Origin of the sequence: Micromonospora sp. CPCC 205558, assembly GCF_036902955.1 — a bacterium.
In the GTDB taxonomy this organism is placed as follows: Bacteria; Actinomycetota; Actinomycetes; order Mycobacteriales; family Micromonosporaceae; genus Micromonospora.
Genome location: NZ_JBAKHR010000002.1, coordinates 157,326 through 179,175, shown reverse-complemented (window position 1 = coordinate 179,175; position 21,850 = coordinate 157,326). Strand labels below are relative to the sequence as shown.

Here is a 21,850-nt window from a genome sequence, read left to right as displayed (position 1 = left end):
CCCGGCCGCCCCACGGGGTGGCCGGGCCGATTCGTTTGATTCAGCGCCCGAGCGCGGAGACCAACCACTTGCCGATCTCGCTGCTGGCGCGCACCGCCTTGATGACCAGCGCCAGGCCCGGCACCCGTGGTCGGGTGTACCGGCCGATCAGCTGGAACCAGACGCTGAGCCCGGCGATCCGGCGGCGGCTGATGCTGCCCTCGTGCCGGTGGAACCGGACGACCGGATGGCCGAGGTGCGCCGGGTGGACGCCGTCGGCGAGCGCCCGCAGGACCAGCTCGACGTCGACCTTGATGGGTAGCTTTTCGTCGTAGCCGCCGAGGCGGAGCAGCAGCTCCCGCTCGATGGACATGCCGGAGTGCTTGAACGGCAGCCGCGGACGGGTCAGGACCGACCAGAGCATGTGGCGTGCCGTCGGGTAGGACGGGAGGCTGATCACCCGAGCGGAGTTGCCCACCAGCTCTTCGTAGTCGGTGTAGATCCAGCGGGACCCGGTCTCCGTCAGGAACTCCTGGATGCGGGCCAGGCCGTCCTCAGTGAACTGGTCGTCGGAGTCGAGGACGGTTATGTAACGGCCGCGGGCGACGCGCAGGGCGGTGTTGCGGGCTGTGCTGATGCCCGATGGCTTCTGACGCACGAGTCGGATGCGCTGGTCGGCCAGGAGACCGGCGGCGGCCAGGCATTCCTGGGCCGGCACGGTGGAGCCGTCGTCGACCACGACGATCTCGAAGTCGTCGAAGGTGCCGTTGAGCACGCTGCGGATGGACGTCACGAGCAGTTCGGGACGGTCGCGCACCGCGATGCAGACCGAGATCGCCGGAGTTACCCGGCGGACCGGCTCGGTGAGCCCGACGGTCGGAGCGTCGACGGCCGGACGGACCGGCCCGGTGAGCCCGACCGTCGGAGCGTCGACGTTACGGCCGGGAGCGCCCGGCAGTGGCTGGAGTGCGCGGGGATCCCGGTCGGTCAACTGGGCGGCGCGCACCGCGAAAGGGCCTTCGCTCACCGCGAGCGTCGACCGCCGCTCGCGGTGAGGCCCGCGCCGACCGGTGCCCGGCCAGCGGACGAGCCCTCGGCTCTACTTGTATCGCCCATGCCCAAAACCCCCGTGATGGTCACTGCTGGCCGTCCCTGGTGACGTTCCGGTAGGACCGTCACGCCGAAGGACGCCCGATCTGGACGCCGCGCGCGGCAGATGGATTCTAGCGATGCACTCATCATCACACCACTACTGAATGTGGACGAGTAGTGACACAAACGCGTGTCGCGCTACCTCAGCGGAACCCGGCCGGAGGGCGCACCTGACGCGCGTGCGCCAGGATCTCGTCGGTGGCGAGGATACGGGTGTCGTCCTCCCGGGCACCGGCGGGGCCACCGACACCGGTGGGCCCGGCCTCCTTCTGCTCGGTGGGTGCGGAGCGTCGCGCGGCCCACCACGCCAGACCGACGACCGTCCAGAGAAGGGGCGGGAGCAGGGGATCCTCCATCGAAGGCGAGAGGAAGCCAACGATGCAGGCGAATACGATTGCGGCGATTCCCCACAGCACGAAGGGCGCCGGCCGGTGGCCCGTACGACGTAGTTGACGCGTCCGGGCCAGCAGTGGTTTGGCAATCATGAAGAGCCACACCAGGTACGCGCCGAACCCCAGAACGCCGACCTCCATGACCAGGTGCAGCCAGAAGGAGTCCACCTGAACCGCCTGGAAGCCGTAGCGGTTGAAGCCACCTGGGCCAAATTTCGGGTTCTTGTGCCAGTTCGGATTGTCCTTCTCGGCAACCACACCACCGAACTGGCCGATACCGAAGCCAAGAAGGGGTTGACGCGGCAGGATCTTCGCTGCCTGCTGCAGGTAGAGCACCCGGATCTCGCGGACTGGCGCGGGCGAGTGGGTGGGCTGCGGCGTGACCGCGGCCGGCGAGCCGTGCGGGCCGCCGGACCCGGGCGGCGTCGACGGCTTTGCCGAGGTACTGGGGCCACCTGACGCCGCTCCGCCATCGTCCGGCCGAGCGGTGGGCGTCGGGGTGGGCCTGGCCGTGGCCGGTCCGGGCGGGGACGACTCGCTGCCGGCCGGGTGATCGAAGCTCGTGAACGCGTTGCCGATGCGGCGTTCCCATTCGGCCCGATTGTCAGGACGGGCGGCGATCTGAGCGACCGTGCAGAGGACCACCAGCAGACAGACGGCGAGGACGCGTCGCGTGTTGGTGCGGGCCACCACCGCGATGAGCACCGCGCCGATCAGTACGCCCAGCAGCGTTTCCCGGGACTGGGTCGCCGACATGGCGACGGCGACGACGGCGGCCACGGCCCACCAGCGCCGCCGGACGTCGGCGGCGGTCGCCAGCCAGGCGACGAAACCGAGCATGGTCAGCCCCAGGACGTGGCCGAGGTGGTTCGGGTGGGACAGCAGCCCCTGTGCGCGGCTCTGGTCCGACCACGTCAGGTCCACCCAGCCGAGTACGCGGTAGGCCGGCTCGCCCACGACCATCTGGACGAGAGCGAGCAGCACGTTGACGCTCACCACCACCGCCACCACGACGAGCAGGCGCCGGATCATCGTCGAGTTCAGATCGGCGGCGCGCAGCGCGTAGAAGACGATGACGCCACGGAAGTAGACGAACAGCGCCTCGCCCATCAGAGACATCGAGGAGTCGTTCACCAGGCCGGCGAGCACCATCACCAGCCCCAGCACCAGCAGGGCCAGGTCGGCGCCGGCACGGAACCGGTGCCACAGCCGATCGACGGCGACCTTGACCACCGTCAGCCCGGCGAGCCCCAGGTAGAGGGCTGTCTTCAGCTGCTTGGGCCACTGGGCGGAGCCGTCCAGGTTGGCTCGTGGATCCACGCTGGTCGGCCCGCTCAGCACCTGGGCCCAGGTTTCGAGGAGCACATGCACCAGCAACGCGCCGACGACCACCACGATCGCGGTGGAGAGCAGCCCCGAGATCGGCCGGGTGGGCCGGTTCGTCGCAGGGGCCACGCTTTGGATGGAACCGTTCATCACACGTCCCTACGGCGTCGGACCAGCATCACCACGAGCACGACGAGACCGACGGAGAGGGCACCGCCGGCACCGGCGAGCAACACCATCGGCCAGACCGACTCGTCGCTCGGCTCGGACTCGTTCTGCTGCCGTTCCACGGCATTCTGCCGGTACGCCTTGGCCAGCAGGTTGCCGGGGGATGCCTGCGCGACCCCATCGAACTGGGCGATCGCCGCCGAGTGCTGACCAGCGAAGTAGGCGTCCAGTGCCTTGCGATACAACTGGTCGGAGTCACCGAGCTTGTTTGCCGTTCCGGCCTCGCCGATCAGCGCGTTCAGCGTCGACGACGGCACAATCACCCGATTTGCCCGGTCGGGGCGAGCCTGATCCTGGTCGATCATCCCAGCTACCCGACCGCTCGGGTCCAGGGCTATGCCACCGTGGGAGCTGGTGCCGAGATCCTGGTTGATTCGGGAGATCGACACCGATCCCCGCCGACCGGTGCCCGTGATGCCCACGAGCTTCGACCGCGGGCGGTACGTGGCGGTGCGGAAGTCGTCATCGGCGGTCCCGAAGCCGAGAATCAGCAGGGAACTTCCCTCGGCCAAGGTCGCCGAGGGGTTGAGCTCCGCCACCGGCAGGCTCCCCTGTGCCAACTTGATGAGAGCGACGTTGCCGGTCTCGGGCGGCAGCGCCCGGACGACCTGCGCCGGGATCGCCGGCTCCGTGGTGAGGTTGCCCTTGGCGGTGTTGAGCTGGCCGCGGATCTCGGTACCGGGCTCGGTGCCCGGATCGATCCCGGTGAACGTCGTCTTGCCCATGTTGGTCCGGACGTACTCCTGGACCTGCGCGGGGAGCAGTGTCTGCTCGCGCACGAGCATCCGGGCCACCGTGTCGAGCGCGATCTGCCGGACGGTCTCCTGGGTGGGCTTGACGCACGCGCTGCTGGTGAGGGCGTGCCCGTCCGGGGTGACCACGAAGGCACTGCACCGTCGAGTGAAGGTGATGGGCGTGGCCCGTACCGGCGCATTGGTGCTGGCGTCACGGACGTAGCCGGTGAAGACCGTCTCGACGAAGATGAGTGCGGGCGCGGCAACCGCCAACGCACGCTCCTCGGGGCTGTACGGGGCGGCCTGCGCCCACGGCTTCAGCGGTGGGTCGACGGCAGCGGCCGTGGGGAACGCGGTGGCGCCAACCGTCGGCGGGGCGCTGGGGCCAGCCGGCTCGTCAGATGTGAGCGCCCAGACTCCCACGCCGCTGCCGACCGCCACCACCAGCGCGAGTGCGGCGACCTTGACCCAGAGGCCCGTGCGGCGCTTCGGTGGCTCCGACGGCCGGATCCGTCGCACCGGCCCGGCGAACGGATCGTGCGGTGGCGCGACGTCAGTCGATGGGATGGCGGGCGGCTGCGGCTCGTCGGCGACGGGTTGCGCGGGCGCGGGGTCGGGCACCACCGGCGGGCCGGCGTGCAGCGCCCACGGCGCCGGCGGAGGGCCCGAGGTCAACTGCGGCACGCCAGAGACCTGCTGCGGTATGCCGGATACCTGGTGCGGCACGCCCGATACCTGCTGCGGTATGCCGGAGACCGGAGCGGAGGCCCCACCCTCGGCAGGCACCGGCTGGTAGTCCTGGCCGAGCGCGCGGAACAGCCGCTCTGCGCCCGGGCCGGCCTCCGCGGGGTACGCCACCCACGGCTCGGGTGCGGAGAAGTCGGCGTAGGCGAAGGTTTGGCCACCGGGTGCCTGCGCCAAGCTGTTGGCGGCGCCGACGAAGGCTTCGCGCCAACCCGGAGTATTCGCGACGGCTGCGTTCAGCACGGCAATCGTTACGAAGCGGCCCTGCCCGTCGATGGCTGCCCATGCTTTTCCGGCCGGGCAGGTGCCCAGCATGTGGGTGAACCTGTACGGACCAACCGGCTGCATGCGCACTCCTCTGCTCAACCGCCGTGCGGATACTACAGAGAGCACGCTCGCCCACCGCCCCGGTGGTCGTCGGCGCGACAGTGGGTTGACGGGCCCGCGAGGCACCCTTTTCCCAGTCCATCAAGGGTTTGCCGGCCGGCCGACAGGCACCGCGCGGCGCCTGTTGCTTATTGAAAGTTTTCATGCATAGAGTCAGCGTGTGAATAAAGGAGCTGTCGGGGCACCGGCCGAGCAGGTGCTCGGCCTGTTCCACGGGGTGCGGCTCACCCCCACTCAGCGCCGGATCGCGCACTGTCTGGTGCAGCACGCCCCCACGGTGGCGTACCTGTCCGCCGCCGAGGTCGCCGAGTTGGCCGGTGTCAGCCAGCCGTCGGTCACCCGGTTCGCCGTGGCGCTCGGCCACGACGGCTACCCGGCGCTACGCCGCCGGCTGCGCGACCTCACCGCCACCACGCCGGGCGGGTCGGCGGACGCCGGCAACGAGCTCCAGCAGGCGGTACGCGCCGAGATGGAGAACCTGGACCGACTGGCCGGTCAGCTCGCCGACCGGGACCGGATCGCCGAAACCGGACGGCTGCTCGCCGAGAGTCGTCCGCTGCCGGTACTCGGCCTGCGCGCCGCCGCACCTCTGGCCGCGTACTTCGCCTACTTCGCGGCCAAGGTGCACCCGGACGTACGGGTCCTCGACGACGGCGGCAGCCTGCTCACCGACCGCCTGGAGCAGGCCGCCGAGGCTGGGGCGTCCGCTGTGCTCGCCTTCGTGCTGCCCCGCTACCCCCGGGAAACCCTGGACGCGCTGCGCGACGCCCGCCACGCCGGTCTGACCGTGGTGGCGATCACCGACTCGCCGGTCAGCCCCGCCACCGAGTACGCCGACGTGGTGCTCGCCGCCGCGGTCGGCGCGCAGCTCGTCTTCGACCTGCACACCGCCCCGATGACCCTGGCCATGGTGCTGTTGCAGGCGATCTGCGATGCCGCGCCGGCCGACACCCAGCGCCGACTGGAGGCGTTCGAAGCCTCCGCGGCCCGCCGACAGTTGTTCCTCGGTTGACCGGAGGAGAACCAGAGATGACCCAGCCCATTCGCGCCGCACGCGGCAACCAGCTCACCACCCGCGGGTGGCAGCAGGAGGCCGCCCTGCGGATGTTGATGAACAACCTCGACCCCGAGGTGGCCGAACGCCCGGACGACCTGGTGGTCTACGGCGGCACTGGCAAGGCGGCGCGGGACTGGCCGTCGTACCACGCGTTGGTCCGCACCCTGACCGACCTGCGCGAGGACGAGACGATGCTGGTGCAGTCGGGCCGCCCGGTCGGTGTCATGCGCACCCACGAGTGGGCGCCCCGGGTGTTGCTGGCCAACTCGAACCTGGTCGGCGACTGGGCGACCTGGCCGGAGTTCCGCCGCCTCGAACAGCTCGGCCTGACCATGTACGGGCAGATGACGGCCGGTTCGTGGATCTACATCGGCACCCAGGGCATCCTCCAGGGCACCTACGAGACCTTCGCGGCGGTGGCCGCCAGGAGGTTCGGTGGCACCCTCGCCGGGACGCTGACGCTCACCGCTGGCTGCGGTGGGATGGGCGGCGCGCAGCCCCTCGCGGTCACCATGAACGACGGCGTCTGCCTGATCGTGGACGTGGACCGCACCCGCCTCGACCGTCGGGTGCACGACCGCTACCTGGACGAGGTCGCCGACTCGTTGGACGACGCGGTGCGACGGGTGCTCGCCGCGAAGCGGGACCGGCGTGCGCTCTCCGTCGGTGTGGTCGGCAACGCGGCGGTGGTCTTCCCCGAGCTCCTGGTGCGGGGCGTGGAAATCGACATCGTGACCGACCAGACCAGTGCGCACGACCCGCTGTCGTACCTGCCGGTGGGGGTGGAGCTGGCCGAGGCCCGGGACTACGCGGCGGCGAAACCGGCCGAGTTCACCGACCGGGCCCGGGCGTCGATGGCCCGGCACGTGGCCGCGATGGTCGGCTTCCTCGACGCCGGCGCCGAGGTGTTCGACTACGGCAACTCGATCCGGGGTGAGGCGCAGCTCGCCGGCTATCAGCGTGCCTTCGACTTCCCGGGCTTCGTGCCCGCGTACATCCGGCCGTTGTTCTGTGAGGGTAGGGGTCCGTTCCGGTGGGCGGCGCTCTCCGGCGACCCGGCCGACATCGCCGCGACCGACCGGGCCATCCTCGACCTGTTCCCGGAGAACGAGTCGCTGGCCCGTTGGATCAAGCTGGCCGGCGAGCGGGTCGCCTTCCAGGGCCTGCCGGCCCGGATCTGCTGGCTGGGCCAGGGCGAACGGGACCGGGCGGGTGTGCGGTTCAACGACATGGTCGCCTCCGGCGAACTCTCCGCCCCGGTGGTGATCGGCCGGGACCACCTGGACACCGGCAGCGTCGCGAGCCCCTACCGGGAGACCGAGGGGATGGCCGACGGCTCCGACGCCATCGCCGACTGGCCGCTGCTCAACGCCCTGGTCAACACGGCCAGCGGCGCCTCCTGGGTGTCGATTCACCACGGCGGCGGGGTGGGCATCGGCCGGTCGATCCACGCCGGGCAGGTGTGCGTGGCCGACGGCACCGCCCTTGCCGGGCAGAAGATCGAGCGGGTGCTCACCAACGACCCGGCGATGGGGGTCATCCGACACGTCGACGCCGGCTACGAGAGCGCCCGCGAGGTCGCCGACCGCACCGGCGTGAGGGTGCCCATGACGGAGGGAGACGCCGCATGAGCGACGACCTCTCCGCCCGGTTCCGGGCGCTGTGGGACGAGATCGCGCCGGTCGGGCGGGACGCCGCCAGCGGCGGTTACCTGCGGTACGCGTTGACCGAGCCGGAGCGGGAGCTGCGCGCCTGGTTCCGTGCGCAGGCCGAGCGCCGTGCCATGCCGGTGACCGAGGACGGCAACGGCAACCTCTTCGCCCACTGGGGTGACCCGGAGGCGTCCGACGCGGTGCTCACCGGCAGCCACTTCGACTCGGTGCCGCACGGCGGGGCTTACGACGGGCCACTCGGCATCGTCAGCGCGTTCCTCGCCGTGGACGAGCTGCGCGCCGCCGGCTTCGCCCCGGACCGGCCGCTGGTGCTGGGTGCCTTCGTCGAGGAGGAGGGTGCGCGCTTCGGCGTACCGTGTCTGGGGTCGCGGCTGCTCACCGGTGCGCTGTCGGCCGAGCGCGCGGCCGGCCTGCGCGACGCGGCCGGGGTGAGCTTCGCCGAGGCGCTCGGCGACCGGCCGGCGGGCGCCCGGCCGGAGTTGCTCGGCCGGTTCGGCGCCTTCGTGGAGTTGCACGTCGAGCAGGGCCGCGCGCTGGTCGACACGGACGCGCCGGTCGCGGTGGCCAGCGCGATCTGGCCGCACGGCCGGTGGCGCTTCGACGTCGTCGGCGAGGGTAACCACGCGGGTACCACCCGGATGACCGACCGGCGCGACCCGATGCTGACCTACGCGTTCACGGTGCTGGCCGCCAACAAGGAGGCCCGGCTGCGCGGCGCGCACGCCACCGTGGGCCGGGTCGCCGTCGAACCCAACGCCACCAACGCGATCCCGTCGAAGGTGACCGGCTGGCTGGACGCCCGGGCCGCCGACCCGGAGACGCTGACCGGGTTGGTCGACGCGGTGCGCGGCAAGCTCGCCGAGCGGGCCCGCCGCGACGGTACGACGGTGACCGTCACCGAGGAGTCGGCCACCCCGGTGGTCGCCTTCGACGGTGGGCTGGCCAAGCGGCTGGCCACCCTGCTCGACGCGCCGGTGCTGCCCACCGGCGCGGGGCACGACGCCGGGGTGCTCGCCGCGCACCTGCCCACCGCGATGCTCTTCGTGCGCAACCCGACCGGGGTTTCGCACTCCCCCGCCGAGGCCGCGACGGACGACGACTGCGCGGCCGGGGTACGGGCGCTGGCCCGGGTGCTGGAGGAGCTGACATGCGCGTGAACGTGCTGGCGAACCGGTCGGCGGCTGCCACGGATCTCCGGCGAGCGCGGATGCGTGGTCTCCGGCGCGGCGCTGGTCGGCACCTCTTGTCGTCGTCCTTTGGAGCTGATGTCGCAAACGAATCAGCCGCCGCACCCCAACCGGTGAGGTCGCCTCACCCGCTGAGGTCGCTCCAGCCGGTGAGGTCGCCCCAGCAGCCGACATCGCCCCACCCGCTGAGGTCGCCCCACCCGCTGATGTCGCAGACGATTCAGCTCCAAAGGAAGCGAGGAGCATGACCACCGCCCGCTGGCTCGCCGAGTACGCCTGGCTGCCCGAGCACGCCGAACCCACACCCGACGTGCTCATCGAGGTCGAAGCCGGCCGGATCGCGGCGGTGACGCCGCTGACCCCCGGCAGCAGGCCACCGGCCGGGGTCGAGGTGTACGCCGACGCCACCCGGCTGCCCGGCCTGACCTTGCCGGGCCTGGCCAATGTGCACTCGCACGCCTTCCACCGGGCGTTGCGCGGGCGCACCCACGGCGGGCGGGGTGACTTCTGGACCTGGCGGGACCAGATGTACGCCGTCGCGGACCGGCTGGACCCGGACACCTACCTCGCCCTGGCCCGGGCCGTCTACGCCGAGATGGCGCTCGCCGGGATCACCTGCGTGGGCGAGTTCCACTATCTGCACCACCGGCCGGACGGCGGGGCGTACGACGACCCGAACGCGATGGGCGCGGCGCTGGTGGAGGCCGCCGCGCACGCCGGGATCCGGCTCACCCTGCTGGACACCGCCTACCTGAGCGCCAGCGTGGACGGCCAGCCTCTCGCCGGGCCGCAACGTCGCTTCGGTGACGGTGACGCGGGTCGCTGGGCCGAGCGGGCCACGGCGTTCCAGCCGACGGATCCGCACGCCCGCGTCGGCGCGGCCGTGCACTCGGTGCGGGCCGTCCCGGCCGACCAGTTGCGTACGGTCGCCGACTGGGCCCGGGAGCGGCAGGCGCCGCTGCACGTGCACCTCTCCGAGCAGCCCGCCGAGAACGACGAGTGCCGGGCCGTGCACGGGCGTACGCCCACCGCTCTGCTCGCCGAGCACGGCGTGCTCGGGCCGGGCACCACCGCCGTACACGCCACGCACCCCACCAGCGCGGACCTGACCCTGCTCGCCGACAGCCGGACCGGGGTGTGCCTCTGCCCGACCACCGAACGCGACCTCGCCGACGGCATCGGCCCGGCCCGACGGATGGCCGACGCGGGCATCCGGCTGAGTCTCGGCACCGACAGCCACGCCCTGATCGACCTGTTCGAGGAGGCCCGGGCGGTGGAGCTGGACGAGCGGCTGCGTACCCGCCGGCGCGGCCACTTCGCGCCGCTCGACCTGCTGACGGCGGCCAGCGGCGCCGGGCACGCCGCCCTGGGCTGGGCGGACGCCGGGAGGATCGCCGTGGGTGCCCGCGCCGACCTGGTGACGGTACGCCTGGACAGCGCCCGCACCGCCGGGGTGCCGCCGGTGGGCGTGTTCTTCACGGCCGGCGCGGCGGACGTCGAACAGGTCGTGGTGGACGGCCGGGTGGTGGTGGCCGAGGGTCGGCACCTGACCGTCGACGTGCCGACCGAACTGTCGGCGGCCATCGAGGCGGTGACGCCCGTATGAGCGGCAGCCTGCTGATCGACAACATCGGGGAGCTGGTCACCAACAGTCCCGGTAACGGGCCGCTGGGCATCCGCCGCGACGCCGCCGTGCTGGCCGAGGAGGGGCGGGTGGTCTGGGTCGGCCCGTCCGCGTACGCGCCGGCAGCCGACCGGCGGATCGACGCCGGTGGGGCCGCCGTGCTGCCCGGCTTCGTGGACAGCCACGCCCACCTGGTCTTCGCCGGGGACCGGGCCGCCGAGTTCGCCGCCCGGATGGCCGGTCAGCCCTACACCGGTGGTGGCATCCGGACCACGGTCGGCGCGACCCGCGCCGCGACCGACGAGGAACTACGGGCCACCGTGCGCCGGCTGCACGGGGAGGCGCTGCGCCAGGGCACCACCACCATCGAGATCAAGAGTGGGTACGGCCTGACCGTCGCCGACGAGGCCCGCTCGCTGCGGATCGCCGCCGAGACCAGCACCGAGACCACCTTCCTGGGCGCGCACGTGGTGCCCGCCGAGTACGCCGACCGCCCCGACGACTACGTCGGACTGGTCTGCGGGCCGATGCTCGCCGCCGCAGCTCCGTACGCGAAGTGGATCGACGTGTTCTGCGAGCGGGGCGCCTTCGACGTGGACCACGCCCGCGCCATCCTGGCCTGCGGTCAGGCCGCCGGGCTGGGCGTCCGGCTGCACGCCAACCAGCTCGGCCCCGGCCCCGGCGTTCAGCTCGGGGTGGAGTTGGGCGCGGCCAGCGTCGACCACTGCACCTACCTGAGCGACGCCGACGTGGACGCGTTGGCGTCGACAACGGTGGACTGGATGTGCGGCTCATCGACGACCACGGTGGCGACCCTGCTGCCGGGCGCGGAGTTCTCCACCCGCTCGCCGTACCCGGACGCGCGCCGGCTGCTCGACGCCGGTGTCACGGTAGCGCTGGCGACGGACTGCAACCCCGGCTCGTCGTACACCTCATCGATGCCGTTCTGCGTGGCCCTCGCGGTCCGCGAGATGCGGATGACCCCGGCGGAGGCGGTCTGGGCCGCCACCGCCGGTGGCGCGCGGGCGCTGCGCCGCGACGACATCGGCGTGCTCACCCCCGGCGCACGGGCCGACCTCGTCGTCCTCGACGCGCCGTCGCACCTGCACCTGGCCTACCGGCCCGGTGTCCCCCTGATCCGCCAGGTAATACGCAACGGAGTTCCGCAATGACGAACGTGACCATCCAGCCCACCGGGATCACCGCCGACGACGTTCTCGCGGTGGCCCGCGGCGCCGCCACTGTCGTCCTCGCCCCGGCCACGATCGACGCGATGGCGACCAGCAGGGCAATCGTGGACGGCATCGAGTCGTCGGGCCGTCCCGTCTACGGCGTCTCGACCGGTTTCGGGGCGTTGGCCAACACCTTCATCGCACCGGAGCGGCGGGCCGAGCTGCAACACGCGCTGATCCGCTCGCACGCCGCCGGGGTGGGCGCTCCGATGCCGCGCGAGGTGGTCCGGGCCATGATGCTGCTGCGGGTCCGGTCCCTCGCCCTGGGCCGTTCCGGGGTCCGGCCGCTGGTCGCCGAGGCCCTGGTCGACCTGCTCAACCACGACATCACCCCGTGGGTGCCGGAGCACGGTTCGCTGGGCGCCTCCGGTGACCTGGCGCCGCTGGCGCACTGCGCGCTGGTGCTGCTCGGCGAGGGCTGGGTCCTCGGCCCGTCCGGTGAGCGGCAGGACGCGGCCGACGCGTTGACGGCCGCCGGGCTCAAGCCGATCGAGCTGGCCGCCAAGGAAGGGCTGGCGCTGATCAACGGCACCGACGGCATGCTCGGCATGCTGTTGCTGGCCATCCACGACGCGGCGCACCTGTTCGCCATGGCCGACGTGACGGCCGCGCTGGCCATCGAGGCGATGCTCGGCTCGGAGCGGCCATTCCTGCCCGAGCTGCACGCGATCCGGCCACACCCCGGTCAGGCGGCGTCGGCGGCGAACATCCACCGGCTGTTGCAGGACTCCCGGGTGATGGACTCGCACCGCGACGACCTGGCGCACGCCGTGCAGGACGCGTACTCGATGCGCTGCGCGCCGCAGGTGGCCGGCGCGGCCCGCGACACCCTGGACTTCGTCCGCACGGTCGCGGCCCGGGAGCTGGTGTCCGTTGTGGACAACCCGGTGGTGCTCCCGGACGGCCGGGTCGAGTCGACAGGTAACTTCCACGGCGCGCCGCTCGGCTTCGCCGCGGACTTCCTCGCCATCGCCGCCGCCGAGGTGGGCGCGATCGCCGAACGGCGGGTGGACCGCCTGCTCGACGTCACCCGCTCCCGGGAGCTGCCGGCGTTCCTCTCCCCCGACGCCGGGGTCAACTCCGGGCTGATGATCGCCCAGTACACGGCGGCCGGGATCGTCGCCGAGAACCGTCGGCTGGCCGCCCCCGCCTCGGTGGACTCGTTGCCGACCAGCGGGATGCAGGAGGACCACGTCTCGATGGGCTGGGCGGCGGCCAAGAAGCTGCGTACCGTGCTGGACAACCTGACCAGCCTGCTCGCGGTGGAGCTGCTGGCCGGCGTACGCGGCCTTCAACTGCGGGCCCCACTGGAGCCGTCACCGGCCGGCCGGGCCGCAGTGGAGGCGCTCGCCGACGCGATCGGCGAGCCAGGGCCGGACGTCTTCCTCGCCCCACTGGTGGAGACCGCCCGAGCGGTGCTGTCCGGCCCCAACCTGCGGGCCGCCATCGAATCGGAAATCGGCACGCTCGACTGACGCGGCCCGCCGAGTGCGCGATCAGCGATAGCTGACTGATCGCGCACTCGGCGAATGGCTGCGGCCGGCGTGCTCTTGGCCACCGGCCGCATGCCAACCAGGTCAGTGCTTAGGCACCAGCAACAGCACGATGACGCCCTCATAGGACTCGCTCCGCTGGAGCGTGTAACGGGTGCGGAGAAGTTCCCCCAGGTTGCCGCCGCCGAGAAGCGCATGCCACTGCTTCGGGGAGCCTTTGATGCTGCTGAACAACCACAAGCGGCCCGCACCCTGCAACACCTGGGCCGCGTTGGCGTCGTCGTGGTCCAAGGCGTAGTAGGAGCCCTGCTGCCTCGCCGACGCTATTGCCAGCACGTCACGCGGTCGGCGTTCGGGCAGATAGAGGCCTGCGGCGAGGCGGGACACGTTCTGCTGTGGGCCGCGATGCAGAATCCCATCGCCAGGCTGCTGAGCGGATGCGACGACTGCGTACGCGGAGCGTAGATCGGGGTTGCCGGGGAGAGTGTCGCCGCGGAAAGCGGTGTGCCCCGAAATCCCCAACAGGATCGCTGCCGCGATCATCGCCGGCCCGGTCCATCGACTGAGGCATGCCTGGGCTGCGAGTAGGCACCACGCCGGAACGGTGAAGAGCAGATACCGCGGGTGCAGCGTCGGCGAGGACAGCGACACCAGGAACAGCACCACCGGGGGCACGATCCCCCACGTCACGAGCAGCGCGGTGGTCCGGTTCGCGGGCGGACGTACCGCCAGGATCGCGCCAATCAGAAGCCCGCCGACGGCTGCGGCGCCCAGGGCCTCCCCTGGTATCTGGGGCAACCTCGTCCAGCTCGGGGTGCCCAACCACGCCACCTGCGCGGACTGGCCGGAGCCGAGCAGCAGCAGCGGCAGCACCGGAAGCATCCCGGCGGCGACCGCAGCAGCCCATCGCAGCGCGTCAGATCGGCGAGACGCCATGTAGGCCAAGTGCGCTGCGAGCAGCATGAGCGCCAGCAGGTGCGCTGCGGCCAGGAGTGCGACGGTGGGGGCGTAGATGGCCCAGCGTAGCCAGGTCTGCCGCTCAGCCGCCCACACCAGGGCGAGGGTTGAGATCAGGGCGGCGGCGACCGCGAGGGCATACGGGCGGGCCTCCTGCGCGTACCGTGACACCGCCGGTAGCGTGGCGAACAGCAGGCCGCCGATCAGCCCGACTCGGGTGTTGACGAGGCGGCGGCCAAGCACCACGACCAGCGCTGCGGCCACAGCCATCGCCACCAGAGACGGCACTCGCAACGAGAACTGCGACGCCCCGAAAACCCGAGACCACACGTGCAATGCCAGGTAGTAGGGGGCGAACACCACGTCCACATGCCGAAAGACCGCGCCAAGATCCCGCACGGGCAGGGTGGCCGCGTACCAGGTGATCACCTCGTCCTGGTGGAACTGCCTGCCAATCCCGTAGAGGCTGACGGCAATCGTCGCTGCGGAGGCGGCGATGGGGGCGGCCGCAGGGTGAGCCCATACCCTACGACGGCGTCGCACCGGGGTTGGTGCGTCGAGGACAGCAGTCATGGAAGCGGAGCCTACGGCACAAGTTGATCATCCCGTCGGCCGTCCTTCACCAACGTGAGCGTCTCGCACCCCACCCCACACCCGACAGCGCCAGGCGGTCGACTCGTCCCTTCCTTCGCTACCTCTTCGAGGCTGGTTCGGCGATTTCCAGGCAGCCCGAGTCAATCCGCCGGCAGGACCTTGGCGACCAGCTTGGCCAGCTCCCGCAACGCCTTGCCCCGGTGGCTGATGGCGTCCTTCTCCGTTGGGGTCAGTTCGGCGTTGGTCCGGTCCTGTCCGTCGCCCAGGAAGATCGGGTCGTAGCCGAACCCGCCGTCACCGCGCGGCGCGCGCAGCACCCGCCCGGGCTGCCGGCCGTCGACGAGGTGCTCCTTGCCACCGGGCAGCACCAACGCCACCGTGCAGACGAACGAGGCGGCCCGCTGCTCGTCGGGCACGTCGGCGATCTGATCCAGCACCAGCTGAAGGTTGGCCCGGTCGTCGCCGTGCTTGCCGGACCAGCGGGCGCTGAACACCCCCGGCATCCCGTTGAGCGCGTCGACAGCGAGCCCGGAGTCGTCGGCGATGGTCGGCAGCCCGCTCTGCCGGCACCCCTCCCGCGCCTTGATCAGCGCGTTCTCGCCGAAGGTCAGGCCGGTCTCCGGCAGCTCGGCGTACTGCTCGACGTCGTCCAGCCCGAGCAGGGCGATCCGGTGCGCGCCGAGCGCGCCGTCCAGGATCCGCTGCAACTCGACGAGCTTCTTGCGGTTACGGGTGGCCAGCAGGACCTTGTTCATGCGAGTGCCTTTCGCTGAGCTTCGGCCAACTCGGCACAGCCGGCGACCGCCAGGTCGAGCAGGGCGTCGAGCTGGTCGCGGGCGAACACGCCGGCCTCGCCGGTGCCCTGCACCTCGACGAAATCGCCCGCGCCGGTGCACACCACGTTCATGTCCACCTCGGCGGCGACATCCTCTTCGTAGCAGAGGTCGAGCCGGGCCTCCCCCGCGATGACCCCCACGCTGACCGCGGCCACCGAACGGTGCATCACCTTCTCCGGCTTGCCGGCCAACGCCTTGCGGGCGGCAAGCCAGCCCACCGCGTCGTGCAGCGCGACGTACGCGCCGGTGATGGCGGCCGTGCGGGTGCCGCCGTCGGCCTGGAGCACGTCGCAGTCGAGCACGATCGAGTTTTCGCCGAGCGCCTTGAGGTCGATGCTGGCCCGCAGGCTACGGCCGATCAGCCGGGAGATCTCGTGGGTGCGGCCACCGACCCGGCCCTTGACGCTCTCCCGGTCGGAGCGGGTGTTGGTGGCACGCGGCAGCATCGCGTACTCGGCGGTCACCCAGCCGAGCCCGGAGCCCTTGCGCCAGCGGGGCACCCCCTCGGTGACGCTCGCCGTGCAGAGCACCCGGGTGCCGCCGAACTCGACGAGCACCGAGCCCTCCGGATGGGTGCTCCAGCCTCGGGTCACTGTCACCGGTCGAAGTTGAGAGGGCCCTCGCCCGTCAGGTCGCGCCATGCCTGCACCCTATGCGGTGCGGCGACCCGCCTCGCTCGGGGTGTCCGACCGGACACCACCGACTGCCAGACGTGCCGGGTCAGATGTCGTAACTGGCGCCGGGGCGGACCACGTCGATAGGTCCGGTGTACGCGGCCGCGGCCGACTCCAACGTGTGCGCCTCGCTGCCCCAGGCCGCGACCAGATGGGTGAGCAGCAGCCGACCCACCATCGCCTTGGTAGCCGCCTCGCCGGCCTCCCGGCCGGTCAGGTGCAGATCCGGCGGATTGTCCACCCCGTCGAGGAAACTCGCCTCGCAGAGGAAGGCGTCGACGTTCTGGGCCAACCGCAGCAACGCGTCGCAGGGCGCGGTGTCCGACGAGTAGCACAGCGACCGACCGCCGTGCTCCAGCCGCACCCCGTACGTCTCGATCGGATGGTTCACCCGGTCGACGGTGACCGCGAACGGGCCGATCGGGAAGGTGCCCGGTTCGAGCGCGTAGAACTGGTAGACGTCCTCCAACGGGCCGTCGTCGTGGTACGCGGCGCTGAGCTGGTCGGGAGCACCGGCGGGCGCGTACATCGGCAGGGCCGGGTGAGGGCCCTCGGGGGCGTACCGGCGGACCACCACGTACGTCACTGCGTCCTGGATGTGATCGCAGTGAAGGTGGGTCAGCAGGATCGCGTCCGGGGCGTGCAACCCCGCGTACCGCTGGAGGCTGGACATCGACCCGGAGCCGAAGTCGACCAGGAGCCGGAAGCCGTCGGCCTCGACGAGGTACGCCGAGCACGGCGACTCGGGGCCGGGGAAGCTACCGGCGCAACCAAGGACGGTCAGTCGCATCGAGTCGTCTCGCTGTCACTGTCGGTAGCATCCATGCCTGCCACCGCTCCAGCCATGATCTCTACCGACGCGTACGCCACGCTGCGCAGCCTACGCTGGCGCGCCCGGCAGCAAGAATCATCCAACGGAAGTTGTCACGAACGTGACACCCGCTCGCGGTACGCCGGGCAGCGAAACGGGCCGTCGACGGATGTCGACGGCCCGTAGTCGGGAGACCAGATCGGTCAGGCCCAGAGCTGCCCTTCCAGGGCGTCCTCCGCATCGGCGAGCGTGCCGCCGTACGCGCCGGTGGACAGGTACTTCCATCCGCCGTCGCAGACCACGAAGGCCACGTCGGCACGCCTGCCGTCGCGAACCGCCTCGTGCGCCACCGCCAACGCGGCGTGCAGGATTGCACCCGTGGAGAACCCGGCGAAGATGCCCTCCACCTCCACCAACTGACGGGTGCGCAACACCGCGTCCCGGGTGCCGACCGAGAAACGCCGGGAGAGCACCGACGCGTCGTAGAGCTCCGGCACGTAGCCCTCGTCGATGTTGCGTAGGCCGTAGACCAACTCGCCGTAGCGCGGCTCGGCGGCCACCACCTGAATGCCCTCGACCTTTTCCCGCAGGTAACGCCCGGTGCCCATCAGGGTGCCGGTGGTGCCCAGCCCGGCCACGAAGTGCGTGATGCTGGGCAGGTCGTGCAGCAACTCCGGCCCGGTCGTCTCGTAGTGCGCCCGCGCGTTGGCCTCGTTGCCGTACTGGTAGAGCATCACCCAGTCGGGGTGCTCGGCCGCGATCTGCTTGGCCGTGGCGACCGCCTGGTTGGAACCACCCGCCGCCGGCGAAAAGATGATCTCGGCCCCGTACATCCGGAGCAGCTGGACCCGCTCGGTGGAGACGTTCTCGGGCATCACGCAGACCAGCCGGTAGCCGCGCAGCTTGGCCACCATCGCCAACGAGATGCCGGTGTTGCCACTCGTCGGTTCGAGGATGGTGTCACCCGTGCGGAGCCGGCCAGCCTCCTCCGCCGCCCGGACCATGAACAATGCCGCGCGGTCCTTGATGCTGCCCGTGGGGTTGCGGTCCTCCAGCTTGGCCCAGAGCCGCACCGGAGGGGCACCGTCGGGCACCGTCGGGGAGAGTCGGGGCAGGCCGACCAGCGGCGTGCCCCCGCAGGCGTCGAGCAGGCTGTCGTACCGCGCCATGGCGGCCGACCTCAGCGAGCCGCGACGGCGTCGCCGGCCACCACGGCGGCGGCGCTGTGCGAACTGGTGCCGTGCGAGCTGATCGCCGCTGCCGCGGCGCTGTGCGAACTGATCGCCGCTGCCGCGGCGAAGCCGAACGCGCCGCCGGCCACGGCCGGCAGGATGGTGACGCTGTCGCCGTCGGAGAGCTTCGCGTCCAGCGCGCCGAGGAAGCGGACATCCTCGTCGTTGACGTAGACGTTGACGAAGCGGTGCAACGTGCCCGCGTCGGTGATCAGCCGGCCGCGCAGACCGCCGTGCCGCGAATCCAGGTCGGTGAGCAGATCGGCGAGGGTGTCGCCGGTGCCGTCGACGACCTTGGCGCCGCCGGTGTAGCTGCGCAGGATGGTGGGGATGCGAACCTCGATAGCCATGATGTCGAACTCCTTGATCGGGTGTGCCTACGGTGACGGGACGAGACGGCTGCGGCGCTGACAGGTCAGCGGCCGGAACACTCGTAATCGACCGTCGCCGGGCTCTGCCCGAACATGTAGGACTGGACGGCGTGCGGGTCGACGCCGGCCTCCACGACCCGGACCGGCTCCTCGGTGACCACGCCGTCGACGATCCGGAACGACCGGATCTCCTCCGAGCCGGGCTCACGGGTCGAGACGAGCAGGTAGTGCGCCCCCGGCTCACCGGCGAAGGCGACATCAGTCCGCGACGGGTACGCCTCCGTGGCGGTGTGCGAGTGGTAGATGACGACGGGCTCCTCGTCCCGGTCGTCCATCTCCCGCCACACGCGCAGATGCTCCATCGAGTCGAACTCGTAGAAGGTCATCGACCGCGCCGCGTTGTCCATCGGGATGTGCCGGGTCGGGGTGTCGCTGCCGACGGGACCGGCGACCACGCCGCACGCCTCGTCGGGGTGATCCCGCCGCGCGTGGGCGACGATCGCGTCGATGATCGACCGGTCGATGCTCAGCACGTCCACCAGCCTAACGCCTGCCGAGCACGGGCCGAAGTGGTGCCGGTCACCCCTAGTCGATCAAGGCGTTGAGCAGCGACTCCTGTAGATACCCGAGATAGGCGTAGACCGAAAGCTGGAACACCCGGCTGGAACCCGGGTCCTCAGCGACCGCGTCGTCCAACTCCTCGCCCAGATCCGTGCCGTCCTTGATCTCCAGGCGGACGCCCATCGCGAGCCGGGCGTCGTTCAGCGCCCGCAACCACGCCTCGGCGGCCTCAGCGTCCAACCGCACCTCGCCGCCGGCGTCGTCCGGCAACGCGGCCAGGATCGCCCCCGCCTGATCGATCTTCGCGGTCTTCAGGTCGCCCTCGGTGTAGCGGCGAAACTCGGCGGTGCCCGGTGCGTCCTGCGGGTAGACCGCCGGGAAGAGCCGACCGACGACCGGGTCGGTGTGGTCGAAGCCGTCGGTGAGCAGACCCACCACCTCGGAGGCGACCTTACGCAGCACCCGCACCTCGTCGACGGCGAAGACGGCGACGTAGTGACCTGCCTGGCGACGGAACATGCTCATGATTTGTCCACCGTCGCCCACAGCCCGTACGCGTGCAGCTGCGACGCATCGTGCTCCATCCGCTCCCGGGCACCGGTGGAGACCACGGCGCGGCCCTTGTGGTGCACGTCCAGCATCAGCTGTTCGGCCCTCTCCCGGCTGTAGCCGAAAAGCTTCTGGAAAACCCAGGTCACGTACGTCATCAGATTGACCGGGTCGTCCCACACGATCGTCACCCATTGCCGGTCGGACGCCGGCACCTCGTCAGTGTCCGGCGTCTCGACCGGTACAACCTGTGGAGCCGCCATGCCCCCCATCGTGCCACCGGTTTCCCGGAACCGAGGAACCGGAACGCCGGCCCGGCGCGGATCACCCACCCCGGGCACTCCCGACCCGCCCGGAACGCCACCGGACGCCGGGTCCGGCCCGGACTCGGACCAGTCGGCGGGTGCGCCGTCAGGCGAGCAGGATGCCGTGATCAACTGCATCGGAGAGCACCACGCCCAGCGAGAGGCGGATCACCTCGAACCGTCGGGAGATCTCCCTGGACAACCCCAGCTCGACCTCGCGCACCGCCCGCTGGGACCAGGCCCGCGCCGCACTGTGGTCGTCGTTGCCGGGGGTACGCCACTGCTGCCAGCACCCGCCGGAGAGCGCCACCGCGACCGGCGGGAGCACCTCGTCTCGGGACGCCACCGGATAGCTGGCGGCAGCGTCGATCGCCTCCGGGCCGGTCAACTCGGCCACGCCGGCCGTGCTGGTGATCAACAACACCTTGTCCAATTCGTGGCCGGGCCGATGATCGGTCAGGCCGTACTGCACTGCCGCGGCGATCCGGCGTCGCACGCCTTCGGTCGGCGGAGCGCCCAGCACCCGCGACGCGGCGTCGGTCATGATGCCGCGCACCGCCTGATCGCACTGCGAGGTGGCCAACAGCGACAACGCCGCCATCTCCCGGTCGAGGAGATCCGGTAGGCCGGCACAGCCGACTCCGAACACGATCTCCTGAACGGCTCGCAGGTGGATGTTCGCCAACTCCAGGGCAAGGTGCTGGCGGATCCGCTGCGCACACGTGCGGGCGTGGCGGTCGAGCCGTTCGGACCAGTCGCCCGGATTGGCGGCCACGGCGACGCGGCCCTGCTGGCCCGGCAGGACCGGTGGGTCGACGCTGGCCCGCTGCAACCCCTCACGCGACGCCCAGCCCACCAGCGCCCGCCGCAGGTCGGCAGCGGTGGCGGCACCGTCGACCGGGAACCACCGCGCGCCCGCGAGCGCCGGCACCGCGGCCAGCAGCGCGGCCCGATGTGCCGCCACCGTCACCGCGACCGCATCCACCTCGGTCTGCGCACCCCCGACCGGCGGGACGGACGCCCCCGCGCCCTCCGTAGTCGCCGCGCCGTCGGCAAGCGGAGCCCAACCCACCGCGCCCGGGGTGACCGCGAAGACGACCTCCACCGACGTCGAGGCGACTTCGGCGAGCAGGTTCAACTCGGCGGCGGTGAAAGCCTGGTCGGCGGCGATCACGAAGAGCAGCGCGCCGGCCCGGCCCGCCGCTTCGAGCAGCACCCGGGTGCCGGAGACACCGAGGGTGGCGGTGTCCGGAACGTCGATCAGCGCGAAGTGCCGTAGCAGGGGCTCGGGCACGGTCAGCTCGACCCGCCGGGGCGGGCGGGCCAACGCCGGACCGGCGGCGTCCCGGTCCGCGCCGTACGAATGCGGCTGGCGGTAACCGGGCACGAACGCCGCCCGGGTGGGCACCTTGGCGTTGCGCACCACCAACCAACTGCCGGCGGGCACGGTGAGCATGACCGGGTCGAGCCCGAGCAGGGTGGCGAGCACGGCACGCCGCTCGGCACCGGCCGGGCCGACGGCGACCACGCCGAGCGGCTCGTCCGGGGCGGGGCCGGTTGCGCCGACCCGGGTCGGGAGCGGGCCGCAGGTCGGTAGGTCGGCTGGGCCGGTCATGTCGTCCGGCGAGTCGACCGAGGGGAGAGGGCCCTGCTTCATCAGGTGCCTCCCGTTGCAGGTGATCGGAGGTCCGGTCGCGAAATTTCCGGTACGCCAACCCGGATGTCGGAAGACTACGGGCGGGCCGACGACCG

19 protein-coding genes are annotated in these 21,850 nt (G+C 71.5%); 6 read left to right on the top strand and 13 right to left on the bottom strand.

Translation table 11 applies throughout. From position 1 onward, the window contains the following. Positions 1-40 precede the first annotated feature (40 nt). The 3 genes from V6U86_RS03230 to V6U86_RS03220 form a co-directional block, all read right to left on the bottom strand. Positions 41-1,006: a glycosyltransferase family 2 protein gene (locus V6U86_RS03230; RefSeq protein WP_334498188.1), complete on the bottom strand. Its 966-nt coding sequence runs from the start codon at positions 1,004-1,006 to the stop codon at positions 41-43. A 268-nt stretch (positions 1,007-1,274) separates the two neighbouring features. Then, on the bottom strand, positions 1,275-2,978 hold the full coding sequence (locus V6U86_RS03225) for an O-antigen ligase family protein (protein ID WP_334498186.1): 1,704 nt from the start codon (positions 2,976-2,978) through the stop codon (positions 1,275-1,277). Positions 2,979-2,998: 20 nt separating this feature from the next. After that, positions 2,999-4,903 carry a trypsin-like peptidase domain-containing protein gene (locus tag V6U86_RS03220; protein ID WP_334498184.1) on the bottom strand — a complete coding sequence of 635 codons (1,905 nt, stop codon included), beginning with the start codon at positions 4,901-4,903 and terminating at the stop codon, positions 2,999-3,001. Positions 4,904-5,102: 199 nt separating this feature from the next. Between V6U86_RS03220 and V6U86_RS03215 the strand changes: the two genes are divergently transcribed. The 6 genes from V6U86_RS03215 (at position 5,103) to hutH (ending at position 13,190) form a co-directional block, all read left to right on the top strand. Further along, positions 5,103-5,954: a MurR/RpiR family transcriptional regulator gene (locus tag V6U86_RS03215; RefSeq protein WP_334498181.1), complete on the top strand. Its 852-nt coding sequence runs from the start codon at positions 5,103-5,105 to the stop codon at positions 5,952-5,954. Positions 5,955-5,971: 17 nt separating this feature from the next. Next, entirely contained in the window at positions 5,972-7,630 is a 1,659-nt protein-coding gene (hutU, locus tag V6U86_RS03210; protein WP_334498180.1) for a urocanate hydratase, read from the top strand. After that, entirely contained in the window at positions 7,627-8,829 is a 1,203-nt protein-coding gene (locus tag V6U86_RS03205; protein WP_334498177.1) for an allantoate amidohydrolase, read from the top strand. Before hutU ends, V6U86_RS03205 begins: the two co-directional genes overlap by 4 nt. 274 nt (positions 8,830-9,103) lie before the next feature. Beyond that, positions 9,104-10,465, top strand: coding sequence for a formimidoylglutamate deiminase (locus tag V6U86_RS03200; protein WP_334498175.1), 1,362 nt, complete (start codon positions 9,104-9,106; stop codon positions 10,463-10,465). Further along, on the top strand, positions 10,462-11,655 hold the full coding sequence (hutI, locus tag V6U86_RS03195) for an imidazolonepropionase (protein WP_334498173.1): 1,194 nt from the start codon (positions 10,462-10,464) through the stop codon (positions 11,653-11,655). The genes V6U86_RS03200 and hutI overlap by 4 nt, the downstream gene beginning before the upstream one ends. Then, entirely contained in the window at positions 11,652-13,190 is a 1,539-nt protein-coding gene (hutH, locus tag V6U86_RS03190) for a histidine ammonia-lyase (protein WP_334498171.1), read from the top strand. The genes hutI and hutH overlap by 4 nt, the downstream gene beginning before the upstream one ends. A gap of 102 nt (positions 13,191-13,292) precedes the next feature. Here the strand turns inward: hutH and V6U86_RS03185 are convergent, their stop codons facing one another. From V6U86_RS03185 to V6U86_RS03140, 10 genes are all read right to left on the bottom strand, one after another. Continuing rightward, entirely contained in the window at positions 13,293-14,738 is a 1,446-nt protein-coding gene (locus tag V6U86_RS03185) for a glycosyltransferase family 39 protein (RefSeq protein WP_334498169.1), read from the bottom strand. A gap of 161 nt (positions 14,739-14,899) precedes the next feature. Further along, positions 14,900-15,514 (bottom strand): RdgB/HAM1 family non-canonical purine NTP pyrophosphatase, encoded by a 615-nt coding sequence (gene rdgB / locus V6U86_RS03180; RefSeq protein WP_334498167.1) that lies wholly within the window; start codon positions 15,512-15,514, stop codon positions 14,900-14,902. Next, entirely contained in the window at positions 15,511-16,236 is a 726-nt protein-coding gene (gene rph / locus V6U86_RS03175) for a ribonuclease PH (RefSeq protein ID WP_334498164.1), read from the bottom strand. The genes rdgB and rph overlap by 4 nt, the downstream gene beginning before the upstream one ends. Positions 16,237-16,315: 79 nt before the next feature. Then, complete coding sequence (locus V6U86_RS03170; RefSeq protein WP_334498161.1) at positions 16,316-17,059, bottom strand: MBL fold metallo-hydrolase; 744 nt, start codon at positions 17,057-17,059, stop codon at positions 16,316-16,318. Positions 17,060-17,283: 224 nt separating this feature from the next. Next, positions 17,284-18,249: a PLP-dependent cysteine synthase family protein gene (locus tag V6U86_RS03165; protein WP_334498158.1), complete on the bottom strand. Its 966-nt coding sequence runs from the start codon at positions 18,247-18,249 to the stop codon at positions 17,284-17,286. 11 nt (positions 18,250-18,260) lie between these two features. Then, positions 18,261-18,662 (bottom strand): MoaD/ThiS family protein, encoded by a 402-nt coding sequence (locus V6U86_RS03160; RefSeq protein ID WP_334498156.1) that lies wholly within the window; start codon positions 18,660-18,662, stop codon positions 18,261-18,263. A 65-nt stretch (positions 18,663-18,727) separates the two neighbouring features. Next, complete coding sequence (locus tag V6U86_RS03155; protein ID WP_334498153.1) at positions 18,728-19,216, bottom strand: M67 family metallopeptidase; 489 nt, start codon at positions 19,214-19,216, stop codon at positions 18,728-18,730. Positions 19,217-19,268: 52 nt separating this feature from the next. Beyond that, positions 19,269-19,769, bottom strand: a complete 501-nt coding sequence (locus tag V6U86_RS03150; RefSeq protein WP_030331274.1) for a DUF2017 domain-containing protein — start codon at positions 19,767-19,769, stop codon at positions 19,269-19,271. Continuing rightward, the gene (gene clpS / locus V6U86_RS03145; protein WP_334498149.1) at positions 19,766-20,056 is read right to left on the bottom strand and encodes an ATP-dependent Clp protease adapter ClpS; all 291 of its coding nucleotides are present in this window, start codon (positions 20,054-20,056) and stop codon (positions 19,766-19,768) included. The genes V6U86_RS03150 and clpS overlap by 4 nt, the downstream gene beginning before the upstream one ends. Positions 20,057-20,204: 148 nt before the next feature. Continuing rightward, complete coding sequence (locus tag V6U86_RS03140) at positions 20,205-21,755, bottom strand: hypothetical protein (protein ID WP_334498147.1); 1,551 nt, start codon at positions 21,753-21,755, stop codon at positions 20,205-20,207. Positions 21,756-21,850 lie beyond the last annotated feature (95 nt).

Coding starts and splice junctions, on each gene's coding strand:
- V6U86_RS03220 (WP_334498184.1), bottom strand. CDS start 4,903: ATGCAGCCGGTTGGTCCGTACAGGTTCACCCACATGCTGGGCACCTGC.
- hutU (WP_334498180.1), top strand. CDS start 5,972: ATGACCCAGCCCATTCGCGCCGCACGCGGCAACCAGCTCACCACCCGC.
- V6U86_RS03205 (WP_334498177.1), top strand. CDS start 7,627: ATGAGCGACGACCTCTCCGCCCGGTTCCGGGCGCTGTGGGACGAGATC.
- V6U86_RS03200 (WP_334498175.1), top strand. CDS start 9,104: ATGACCACCGCCCGCTGGCTCGCCGAGTACGCCTGGCTGCCCGAGCAC.
- hutI (WP_334498173.1), top strand. CDS start 10,462: ATGAGCGGCAGCCTGCTGATCGACAACATCGGGGAGCTGGTCACCAAC.
- hutH (WP_334498171.1), top strand. CDS start 11,652: ATGACGAACGTGACCATCCAGCCCACCGGGATCACCGCCGACGACGTT.
- V6U86_RS03185 (WP_334498169.1), bottom strand. CDS start 14,738: ATGACTGCTGTCCTCGACGCACCAACCCCGGTGCGACGCCGTCGTAGG.
- rdgB (WP_334498167.1), bottom strand. CDS start 15,514: ATGAACAAGGTCCTGCTGGCCACCCGTAACCGCAAGAAGCTCGTCGAG.
- rph (WP_334498164.1), bottom strand. CDS start 16,236: ATGGCGCGACCTGACGGGCGAGGGCCCTCTCAACTTCGACCGGTGACA.
- V6U86_RS03170 (WP_334498161.1), bottom strand. CDS start 17,059: ATGCGACTGACCGTCCTTGGTTGCGCCGGTAGCTTCCCCGGCCCCGAG.
- V6U86_RS03165 (WP_334498158.1), bottom strand. CDS start 18,249: ATGGCGCGGTACGACAGCCTGCTCGACGCCTGCGGGGGCACGCCGCTG.
- V6U86_RS03160 (WP_334498156.1), bottom strand. CDS start 18,662: ATGGCTATCGAGGTTCGCATCCCCACCATCCTGCGCAGCTACACCGGC.
- V6U86_RS03150 (WP_030331274.1), bottom strand. CDS start 19,769: ATGAGCATGTTCCGTCGCCAGGCAGGTCACTACGTCGCCGTCTTCGCC.
- clpS (WP_334498149.1), bottom strand. CDS start 20,056: ATGGCGGCTCCACAGGTTGTACCGGTCGAGACGCCGGACACTGACGAG.
- V6U86_RS03140 (WP_334498147.1), bottom strand. CDS start 21,755: ATGAAGCAGGGCCCTCTCCCCTCGGTCGACTCGCCGGACGACATGACC.